Origin of the sequence: Moraxella caviae (assembly GCF_002014985.1) — a bacterium.
Lineage (GTDB): Bacteria > Pseudomonadota > Gammaproteobacteria > Pseudomonadales > Moraxellaceae > Moraxella > Moraxella caviae.
In genome coordinates this window covers 61,534-71,145 of sequence record NZ_MUXU01000018.1, presented here as the reverse complement: position 1 = coordinate 71,145, position 9,612 = coordinate 61,534, and the positions used below count along the sequence as shown (strand labels likewise).

The window sequence follows — 9,612 nt, the reverse complement described above, 5'->3', positions numbered from 1 at the left end:
TCTGTGTAGACAATGCTATCAGGCTTGATTTTACTTGTGATAATTGGCATTAGTGTATTTGTCTTAGTATCTTTAACAACAACAGTGTAAACTTTATCATTGCGTTTTAATAAACCAAATACAGCAGTCTTGCCAGCTGCACCACGACCACGTTTGCCTTTACGAATACCGCCGAAGTAACTTTCATCAAGCTCTACTTCACCGTCAAAAACAGTGTTGGCTTCAAGAGCTAAGTGGTATTCTATCACAAGGCGGATTTTGTGGTAAAAAAGGGCTGCTGAATTAGGGTGAATACCCAGTAAATCAGCTGCACTTCTAGCAGTAACTTCGAGTACAAAAAATTCAAGCAGTCTTTTTTGAACTTTTTTACTTAGTTTACAATGGGTTATCTTCATAAAACTAGTATAACATGGTTGTTATTCTAGTACAGCCCCAAAATCTAAAATTTAAAATCCAACTTTAAAATCAAGAGGTTCAAAATTTGTTTTAAACCGCTTAGCTGCACTCAAGTAGTCAGGCTCATGCACCAAATCAGTTATTTTCAAGCCAAATGTATTCATCGCCTAAATTAAAATCAAACCGTATAATCACCCACCACAAACAAAAAACTTTGCCAAATGACAAACACAAAGCACGAATATCTAGCGCAAAACCAGCCTACAGGCAGTAAATTCAATCGTAAAACCTTAGCCCTTATCGGCAATCTCAATCTTATTGGCAATACCAGTCTTATTGACAGATCACGCCGCCAAATCTTAGGCACAAAAAAAGACCCAACACAAGTCGGGTCTTTTTGCTCAATCGCCAATTATGGGCGATCTACCAGCTCAACATAAGCCATCGGTGCATTATCACCATCACGGAAACCGCATTTGATGATACGCAGGTAGCCACCTGGGCGACCTTGATAGCGTGGGCCTAGCACGGTGAATAGCTTGCCAACAGTCGCTTTGTTGCGAGTACGGCTAAAAGCCAAACGGCGATTTGCAACGCTGTCTTCTTTAGCTAGGGTGATTAGAGGCTCAGCTACACGGCGAAGTTCTTTCGCTTTTACTAGTGTAGTTTTGATTAGCTCATGTTCAATCAATGAGTTAGTCATATTTTGGAACATGGCTTTACGGTGGCTGCTGGTGCGACCCAGCTTCACTCCACTGTTACGATGTCGCATGGTCAGTATCCTTTAAATTAACGGCTGCGATAAGAAAAACGGTCATCAACGCGTAGGTCGCTAGGCGGCCAGTTGTCAAGACGCATACCAAGCTCTAGATTCTTAGATGCCAATACGTCTTTGATTTCGGTTAATGATTTCTTACCCAAATTCGGCGTTTTCAGCAGTTCAGTTTCAGAACGCTGCACCAAATCACCGATGTAATAAATATTTTCAGCTTTCAAGCAGTTGGCTGAACGAACCGTTAGTTCAAGATCATCAACTGGGCGTAGCAGCACAGGATCGATCTCTTCTTTCTCTTTAATAGGTTCAGGCGCTTCTTCCGCTTCCAAATCCACAAAAATTGCGATTTGCTGTTGCAAAATTGTTGCCGCTTTACGAATCGCTTCTTCTGGATCAATCGTACCATTGGTTTCTAGTTCAATGATCAATTTATCAAGATCTGTACGTTGTTCAACGCGTGCGTTTTCAACGTCGTACGCCACTCGTAAAATCGGACTGAAACTTGCATCAAGTTTCAAGCGACCAATCGCCTTAGAACCAGCATCTTCACGGCGCTGGTTGGCAGGCTCGTAACCACGACCCGTTACCACACGCAAACGCATCTTCAGATGACCGCGCTCACTTAGCGTCGCCAACACATGAGATGGGTTGGCGATTTCTACGTTGTGCGGCAACTCAAGATCCGCCGCTGTAACAACACCAGCACCCTGCTTATCCAAAGTCAGATAAGCTTCGTTCTGGTCGTGCAGCGTGATGGCTAAGCCTTTTAAATTCAAAAGCAAATCCAGTACGTCTTCTTGCAAGCCTTCCAGTGTAGAATACTCATGATCCACACCTTCAATCTCAGCTTCAATGACCGCAGCACCAGACAGCGAAGAAAGCAAAATGCGGCGAAGGGCGTTACCCAATGTATGCCCAAAGCCACGTTCTAACGGCTCGAGCGTGACCTTTGCAGTTGTTTCATTAACCGTATCTACGCTGATCGCGTTCGGTGTAAGAAACTCAGTTGCATTTGTCATTGTGTCACCTCGAAAAATTTGGATTATTTAGAGTAAAGCTCAACAATCAAGTTTTCATTGATTTCAGCTGGCAAATCACTGCGTTCTGGTGCAGTTTTGAAAGTGCCTTGTAGTTTGCTGTGATCAACGTCTAGCCATGCTGGGATACCACGTTGGGTAGCCAATTCGATGGCGTTCTTGATGCGCAACTGCTCTTTTGACTTCTCGTGAATTGCAATCACGTCGCCGTCTTGTACTTGGATTGATGGAATGTTCACACGAACAAATTCATCACGACCAGCTTTTTTAAGCAATACTGCACGGTGGCTCACTAGCTGACGTGCTTCTGCACGAGTAGCACCAAAGCCCATGCGATACACAACGTTGTCCAAACGGCGCTCAAGCATACCTAGCAAGTTCTCACCAGTCGCACCACGCATACGCGCTGCTTCTTTATAATAGTTTGAGAACTGACGCTCAAGTACGCCATACATACGTTTTACTTTTTGCTTTTCGCGCAACTGTGAAGCGTATTCAGACGTTTTGTTTTGTGTGTTGCCATGCTGACCAGGCGCACGACCTGCTTTTTTTGTCTTAACATCAAAAGGTTTTACGCCAGATTTAAGTTGCAAATCTGTGCCTTCACGACGAGACAATTTTAGTTTTGGACCAATATAACGGGCCATGTGTCTTTCTCCTTAAACGCGGCGCTTCTTAGGTGGGCGGCAGCCGTTGTGTGGAATTGGGGTTACATCGCTGATGCTGTTGATTTTATAACCCAATGCACCTAATGCACGAACCGCAGACTCACGACCTGGTCCTGGACCTTTAACCAAGACATCAACATTTTTAACGCCATAGGTTTCTTGAGCTGCTTTACCAGCAACTTCAGCAGCAACCTGTGCAGCGAAAGGCGTTGATTTACGTGAACCGCGGAAGCCTTGTCCACCTGAAGTGGCCCAAGCCAATGCATTACCTTGACGATCAGTAATCGTTACAATGGTGTTATTAAAAGACGCATGAATATGGGCGATACCTTCTGATACCGAGCGACGAGCCACTTTTTTGCGGCTACGAGTGTCTTTTGCCATCTTTTAGCTTCCTAAGTTAATTACTTTTTAATTGCTTTGCGTGGACCTTTACGGGTACGCGCGTTTGTTTTAGTACGCTGACCATTTACAGGCAGACCACGACGATGGCGAAGACCACGGTAGCAGCCAAGATCAACAAGACGTTTGATGTTCATTGAAATTTCACGACGAAGGTCGCCTTCGGTCGTATAATTTGCAACTTCTGCACGGACAGCATCAAGCTGAGCATCGTCCAACTGACCGATTTTGGTAGTTTCTTGGATACCAACTGCAGCAAGGATTTGCTTAGCAGTGGTACGACCGATACCAAAGATGTAAGTTAGCGAGATGACAGCGTGTTTGTTGTCCGGAATGTTTACGCCGGCAATACGAGCCATTGATTTCTCTCCATTAGCACAAATGCGAAAAGCATTTGCCAAGTTTACTCTACCACCATTGCTTACACAATAGTAGCATGGCAAGTAGCGGATAATACATTATCCGCTACTCATTTGCAAGTATTATTTTGTAAATTAAGATTACAAATTAACCTTGACGTTGTTTATGACGTGGTTCAGCACTGCAAATTACTAGCACTTTGCCTTTACGGCGAACGATTTTGCAGCTACCGCAGATTTTTTTAACTGATGCTTGAACTTTCATGTCATGCTCCTCTTGCGTCAATTATTTTGACGACTTGATTAATGTTTGATCGTGATATTGGTGTGTCATCAGGTGCGCTTGAACTTGAGCGATGAAATCCATCAACACCACCACCATAATCAACAACGATGCTCCGCCCAACTGGAACGATACACCAAAAGACGTTTGGATTACCATCGGCATCAAGCAAATGATGGTCATGTAAATCGCCCCGATGAAAGTCAGTCGGTTCAAAACAAAGTCTAAATATCGTTTGGTTTGTTGACCCGGACGAATGCCCGGAATGTACGCACCACTGCGTTTTAAGTTTTCCGCCACTTCACTTGGATTAAACATCAATGCCGTGTAGAAATAGCAGAAAAAGATGATAAATACCGCAAACAACAGCAAATACAAAGGACTGCCCGGTTGTAACACCAAAGAGATGTTTTGTGCAATGCTTTGCAAGGTGGTTGGGTTGGCTGAAGTGCCTGCCCACTGCCCCATGGTTGCTGGCAAAAGCAACAACGAGCTGGCAAAGATTGCTGGAATCACACCTGCCATGTTTAGTTTTAGTGGCAAATGCGATTGTTGCTGCGCATAAACTTTACGGCCTTCTTGTTGTTTTTGTGCATAATTCACTGGCACGCGGCGTTGCGCTCGTTCAATATAAACGATGGCTGCCGTTACTGCCAATCCCAGCACCGCAAACAACAAAATGACAATCAAGTTTAGATTATCAGTAAAGGCTTGAGTAATCATACCCGGTGCGCTAGACACAATGCTTGCAAAAATCAGCATAGAAATGCCGTTGCCGATGCCACGCTCGGTGATTTGCTCACCCAGCCACATCAAAAACATTGCGCCTGCCACAAGCGATGTTACCGCAGGGATGTAAAAACCCAAACCGCTGGTCAGTGTCAAACCGCCAGAAATCAATCCAGCCGACATACCCACCGCCTGCACAAAAGCAAGTGCCAAAGTGCCTTGACGTGTGTATTTATTCAGCGTACGGCGACCTGTTTCACCCTCTTTTTTCAAGGCTTCCAAGGACGGTACAACCGTGGACATCATCTGCACCACGATAGACGCTGAAATGTACGGCATGATGCCAAGCGCCATGATGGACATACGCTCAAGCGCACCGCCTGAGAACATATTAAACATACCCAAAAAGGTATTTTGACTGCCATCAAAAAATTGCGCCAGACGCTCTGGATTCATTCCCGGAACAGGAATGTGCGAACCCAAACGATAAACAATCAACGCCCCAATTAAAAACAGCATTCTGCGCCACAATTCATCGTACTTTCTGATGAAAGCCAATGGATTTAGTGGAATATTTGATTTTGACGCTGATTGTTTAGACACGGAAAATTACTCCTCGACGCTGCCACCAGCAGCTTCGATTGCTTGTTTAGCACCTTTAGTTACTTTTACGCCTTTGAAAGTCAATGCACGAGTAACTTCGCCAGACAAGATGATACGCGCACGCTTCATGTCACCACGAATGATATTCGCTGCTTTTAGCGTTTCTAGCGTTACTTCGTTGCCTTCAATTTTATTTAGCTCAGATAGGCGCACTTCTGCAGTGGTCATTGCCATTTTGCTGGTAAAACCAAACTTAGGCAAACGACGGTAGATCGGCATTTGACCGCCTTCAAAACCTGCTGGAATGCTTGAGCCTGAACGTGAAGTTTGACCTTTGATACCGCGACCACCAGTCTTACCTAGACCAGAACCGATACCACGACCACGGCGTTGGGCTGTCTTTTTTGCACCAACGGCTGGCGACAATTCGTTTAGTTTAAGACCCATTACGCTTCCTCCACTTTAACCATGTAGTTCACACGATTTACCATACCGCGAGTTGAAGGGGTGTCTTCCACTTCTACAGTATGACCAATGCGGCGTAGCCCCAAGCCTTTTAGGCAAGCTTTATGGCTTGCTAAGCGATGGCTACTCGACTTAATTTGAGTAACTTTCATTGTTTTCATCGTAACTCACCTATTACTTAGCCCAAAATTTCTTCAACAGATTTGCCACGTTTTGCAGCAACTTGCTCTGGTGAAACCATATCACGCAAACCTTTGAAAGTTGCGTTTACAACGTTGGCTGCGTTGGTTGAGCCGTAGCATTTTGCCAAAACGTTTTGTACGCCAGCAACTTCAAGTACCGCACGCATCGCACCACCAGCAATAATACCGGTACCTTCTGATGCAGGTTGCATATACACTTTAGATGCGCCGTGACGAGCGTTGATTGGGTGTTGCAAGGTTGTGCCAGCAAGATCAACAGTGATCATGTTGCGCTTAGCGGCTTCTAGTGCTTTTTGGATTGCAGCTGGCACTTCACGCGCTTTACCACGACCAAAACCTACACGGCCATTACCATCACCAACCACTGTCAAAGCGGTGAATGAGAAAATACGACCACCTTTTACTACTTTTGCTACACGGTCAACAGCGACCAAACGCTCTACCAAACCGTCAGTTTGTTCAACTTTTGCCATGATTAGAACTCCAATCCGTTTTCGCGAGCAGCGTCAGCAAGTGCTTTAACGCGGCCATGATATTTAAAACCACTACGGTCAAATGCAACCTTAGTGATACCTGCTGCTTTTGCACGTTCAGCGATCAATGCGCCTACCGCTTTTGCAGCTTCAACGTTACCTGTCGCGCCAGAGCGTAGGCTTGCGTCAAGCGTAGATGCTTGTGCGATAACGATGCCACCAGTTGGAGAGATAACTTGTGCATAGATATGACGTGGAGTGCGTGTTACGGTCAAACGATTCACACCTAAATTACGGATATGTGCACGGGTTTTTTTCGCTCGGCGAAGACGAGCTGCTTTTTTATCGAACATGATGTCTCACCTTACTTATTTTTTCTTAGCTTCTTTACGAAGAACCACTTCATCGCTATAACGAACACCTTTACCTTTATAAGGCTCTGGTGGACGGAAGCTGCGAATTTTCGCTGCTGCTTGACCCAGCTTCTGCTTATCGCTTGATTTTAGAACGATTTCAGTTTGGCTTGGGCTTTCAGCAGTTACGCCTTCAGGAAGCGTGTATTCGATTGGGTGAGAGAAACCTAGGTTTAGGTTTACTTTGTTACCAGCAACTTGTGCACGATAACCAACGCCGATCAACTGCAAACGACGCTCAAAGCCGTTAGACACACCGTGAACCATGTTGTTCAACAAGGCACGCACAGTACCAGTGTGCATCCACGCTTCTTTGCTATCTACTACAGGAGCAAGAGTAACTACGTTTTCTTCTTGCTTTAGCTCGACCAAATCATGCAGGCGCAAAGACAAAGAACCGTTCTTGCCTTTAACTTCAACCTGCTGACCGTTCAAAGTAACGCTAGTGCCAGCTGGCAACGTTACTGGGGCTTTAGCCACACGAGACATAGGAATTTCCTTTAAAAATTAAACTGCCACAATGGCAGTAACCAAATACAATCAATTTAGACAACGCTTTAATGCTCAATATTAAGACATTAAACTCATGCACGGTGATTTAAATCGTCCTGCTTGGCTTTGGTTAAAAGACAACCAAAAGCTGCTTTGTCTAAAAAGCACGGCATTATAGCACAAAAAATCCTTGGCGTAAACCAAGGATTTTTCAATTTTTACAATTTTATAACCAAATCGCAAGACTGCAAATATTGATTTTAAATCATAAAAAGGACGAATCTTCGTCAGCGCGATTAAGCAACCAAAGCGATTACTTCGCCACCGATACCAGCTGCGCGTGCAGCACGATCGCTCATGATGCCTTTGCTGGTAGAGATGATTGCCACACCCAAGCCTTTTTGTACGCTTGGTAGCTCGTCTTTGCCGCGGTATTGGCGTAGACCCGGACGGCTGTAACGCTTCAATTGAGCGATAACGCCTTTGCCTTGATAGTATTTCAATTCTACGTTCAATACTTTATTACCATTTTCAGCATCTACCACTTCAGCAGAAGTTAGATAACCTTCAGCCACTAGCAAATCAGCGATTGATTTGCGTAGTTTTGATGCAGGCATAGATACTGATGGCTTGTTTCGTGATTGTGCGTTACGGATACGGGTTAGCATATCAGCAACAGGATCTTGCATACTCATTGCGAACTCCTTACCAGCTTGCTTTGCGAACGCCTGGAACGTCGCCTTGCATTACACGCTCACGCAATTTGTTGCGTGATAGACCAAATTTACGGAAAAAGCCATGTGGGCGACCAGTTAGACCACAGCGGTTGCGTAGGCGTACTGGTGATGAATTACGTGGCAGTGCTTGAAGGGCAAGCATTGCATCCAAGCGCTCTTCGTCGCTTGCATTCACATCGCTGATGATAGCTTTAAGGGCGGCACGCTTTTCGGCGTACTTAGCCACACATTTTTCGCGCTTTAGTTCGCGATTAATCATGCTCATTTTAGCCATAACGTTTACCTTATCTGAATGGGAAGCCAAATGCTTTTAGCAATGCACGACCTTGATCATCGTTCGCTGCTGTGGTGGTGATGGTGATGTCCATACCACGGATACGATCGATTTTGTCAAAGTCAACTTCTGGGAAAACGATCTGCTCTTTGATGCCTAGCGAGTAGTTGCCACGACCATCAAATGCTTTGGCTGAAAAACCACGGAAATCACGAATACGAGGAATCGCAATGGCAATAAGACGATCTAGGAATTCGTACATTTGCTCGCCACGCAGCGTTACTTTGCAGCCAATCGGCCATTCTTCACGAATCTTAAAGCCAGCAACTGATTTGCGTGCTTTGGTTACCACTGGCTTTTGACCTGCGATTGCAGTCATGTCCGCCAATGCACCTTCAAGTAGTTTTTTGTCTTGTGCTGCACCACCAACACCCATGTTTAGAGTGATTTTGGTGATTTTTGGCACTTGCATTACGTTTTCCAAGCCTAGCTCATCTTTGATTTGCTGCTTTAGCTTGTCGTTGTATAGAGATTTTAATCTTGCCATTACTGTTTACCCTTAGTCTCTTATGCAGTCGCCACTACTTCACCAGTAGAACGGTAGATGCGGACTTTTTTGCCCTCTTCGTTCACTTGGTAAGCAATACGATCTGCCTTTTGGGTTGCTGCGTTATAAATTGCAACGTTTGAAATGTGTAGGAAAGCTTCTTGCTTAACAATGCCACCTTCTTTACCTAACATTTGGTTAGGTTTTTGGTGTTTGGTTACAATGTTGATGCCCTCAACTTTTACACGATCTGCTTTCACCGCCAAAATTGTGCCTTGCTTGCCTTTGTCTTTACCAGCAATCACAACCACGGTATCGCCTTTGCGTAACTTTGCCATAAGATGCCTCAAAATAAGATTACAGTACTTCTGGTGCTAGTGATACAATTTTCATAAATTGTTCACTACGCAGTTCACGAGTAACAGGTCCAAAAATACGAGTTGCAATCGGTGCTTTGTTGTTGTTCAAAATAACCGCTGCATTGTCATCAAAACGCAGAACAGAACCGTCTGGACGGCGCACGCCTTTTTTGGTGCGTACCACGACAGCATTCATCACGTCGCCTTTTTTAACACGACCGCGAGGAATTGCTTCTTTCACGGTTACTTTAATGATGTCGCCAACAGAGGCATAACGACGATGTGAACCGCCCAATACCTTGATGCACTGTACACGACGCGCACCGCTGTTGTCTGCAACTTCCAGCATTGTTTCAGTCTGAATCATCGCATTACTCCATAAAAAATATACATAAAA

General features: G+C 44.8%; 18 protein-coding genes. All 18 read right to left on the bottom strand.

Going from position 1 to position 9,612, the window contains the following annotated elements:
- On the bottom strand, positions 1–395 hold a 395-nt coding region (locus B0181_RS02600), incomplete at its 3' end, for an IS1595 family transposase (RefSeq protein WP_143821559.1).
- 413 nt (positions 396–808) lie between these two features.
- Entirely contained in the window at positions 809–1,168 is a 360-nt protein-coding gene (gene rplQ / locus B0181_RS02595; RefSeq protein WP_078275929.1) for a 50S ribosomal protein L17, read from the bottom strand.
- A 17-nt stretch (positions 1,169–1,185) separates the two neighbouring features.
- Positions 1,186–2,190 carry a DNA-directed RNA polymerase subunit alpha gene (locus B0181_RS02590; protein WP_078275928.1) on the bottom strand — a complete coding sequence of 335 codons (1,005 nt, stop codon included), beginning with the start codon at positions 2,188–2,190 and terminating at the stop codon, positions 1,186–1,188.
- A 23-nt stretch (positions 2,191–2,213) separates the two neighbouring features.
- The gene (gene rpsD / locus B0181_RS02585) at positions 2,214–2,855 is read right to left on the bottom strand and encodes a 30S ribosomal protein S4 (RefSeq protein WP_078275927.1); all 642 of its coding nucleotides are present in this window, start codon (positions 2,853–2,855) and stop codon (positions 2,214–2,216) included.
- 12 nt (positions 2,856–2,867) lie between these two features.
- Complete coding sequence (rpsK, locus tag B0181_RS02580; RefSeq protein ID WP_036364258.1) at positions 2,868–3,260, bottom strand: 30S ribosomal protein S11; 393 nt, start codon at positions 3,258–3,260, stop codon at positions 2,868–2,870.
- Positions 3,261–3,280: 20 nt separating this feature from the next.
- Positions 3,281–3,637, bottom strand: coding sequence for a 30S ribosomal protein S13 (gene rpsM, locus B0181_RS02575; RefSeq protein ID WP_078275926.1), 357 nt, complete (start codon positions 3,635–3,637; stop codon positions 3,281–3,283).
- Positions 3,638–3,785: 148 nt separating this feature from the next.
- Entirely contained in the window at positions 3,786–3,902 is a 117-nt protein-coding gene (gene rpmJ / locus B0181_RS02570) for a 50S ribosomal protein L36 (protein WP_049236838.1), read from the bottom strand.
- A 21-nt stretch (positions 3,903–3,923) separates the two neighbouring features.
- Entirely contained in the window at positions 3,924–5,252 is a 1,329-nt protein-coding gene (secY, locus tag B0181_RS02565; protein ID WP_078275925.1) for a preprotein translocase subunit SecY, read from the bottom strand.
- Between the two features lie 6 nt (positions 5,253–5,258).
- Positions 5,259–5,699, bottom strand: coding sequence for a 50S ribosomal protein L15 (gene rplO / locus B0181_RS02560; RefSeq protein ID WP_078275924.1), 441 nt, complete (start codon positions 5,697–5,699; stop codon positions 5,259–5,261).
- Positions 5,699–5,878 (bottom strand): 50S ribosomal protein L30, encoded by a 180-nt coding sequence (gene rpmD, locus B0181_RS02555; RefSeq protein WP_078275923.1) that lies wholly within the window; start codon positions 5,876–5,878, stop codon positions 5,699–5,701. Before rpmD ends, rplO begins: the two co-directional genes overlap by 1 nt.
- Positions 5,879–5,895: 17 nt before the next feature.
- Positions 5,896–6,393 carry a 30S ribosomal protein S5 gene (rpsE, locus tag B0181_RS02550; RefSeq protein WP_078275922.1) on the bottom strand — a complete coding sequence of 166 codons (498 nt, stop codon included), beginning with the start codon at positions 6,391–6,393 and terminating at the stop codon, positions 5,896–5,898.
- Positions 6,394–6,395: 2 nt separating this feature from the next.
- Positions 6,396–6,746: a 50S ribosomal protein L18 gene (gene rplR, locus B0181_RS02545; RefSeq protein ID WP_078275921.1), complete on the bottom strand. Its 351-nt coding sequence runs from the start codon at positions 6,744–6,746 to the stop codon at positions 6,396–6,398.
- Between the two features lie 15 nt (positions 6,747–6,761).
- A complete protein-coding gene (rplF, locus tag B0181_RS02540; RefSeq protein ID WP_078275920.1) occupies positions 6,762–7,295 on the bottom strand; it encodes a 50S ribosomal protein L6 in 534 nt (177 codons plus the stop codon).
- A 299-nt stretch (positions 7,296–7,594) separates the two neighbouring features.
- Positions 7,595–7,993, bottom strand: coding sequence for a 30S ribosomal protein S8 (gene rpsH / locus B0181_RS02535; protein WP_078275919.1), 399 nt, complete (start codon positions 7,991–7,993; stop codon positions 7,595–7,597).
- A 10-nt stretch (positions 7,994–8,003) separates the two neighbouring features.
- The gene (rpsN, locus tag B0181_RS02530) at positions 8,004–8,309 is read right to left on the bottom strand and encodes a 30S ribosomal protein S14 (RefSeq protein ID WP_078275918.1); all 306 of its coding nucleotides are present in this window, start codon (positions 8,307–8,309) and stop codon (positions 8,004–8,006) included.
- Positions 8,310–8,319: 10 nt separating this feature from the next.
- Entirely contained in the window at positions 8,320–8,856 is a 537-nt protein-coding gene (gene rplE / locus B0181_RS02525; protein WP_078275917.1) for a 50S ribosomal protein L5, read from the bottom strand.
- Positions 8,857–8,876: 20 nt separating this feature from the next.
- Entirely contained in the window at positions 8,877–9,194 is a 318-nt protein-coding gene (gene rplX / locus B0181_RS02520) for a 50S ribosomal protein L24 (RefSeq protein WP_078275916.1), read from the bottom strand.
- Between the two features lie 19 nt (positions 9,195–9,213).
- The gene (gene rplN, locus B0181_RS02515; RefSeq protein ID WP_066885074.1) at positions 9,214–9,582 is read right to left on the bottom strand and encodes a 50S ribosomal protein L14; all 369 of its coding nucleotides are present in this window, start codon (positions 9,580–9,582) and stop codon (positions 9,214–9,216) included.
- Positions 9,583–9,612 lie beyond the last annotated feature (30 nt).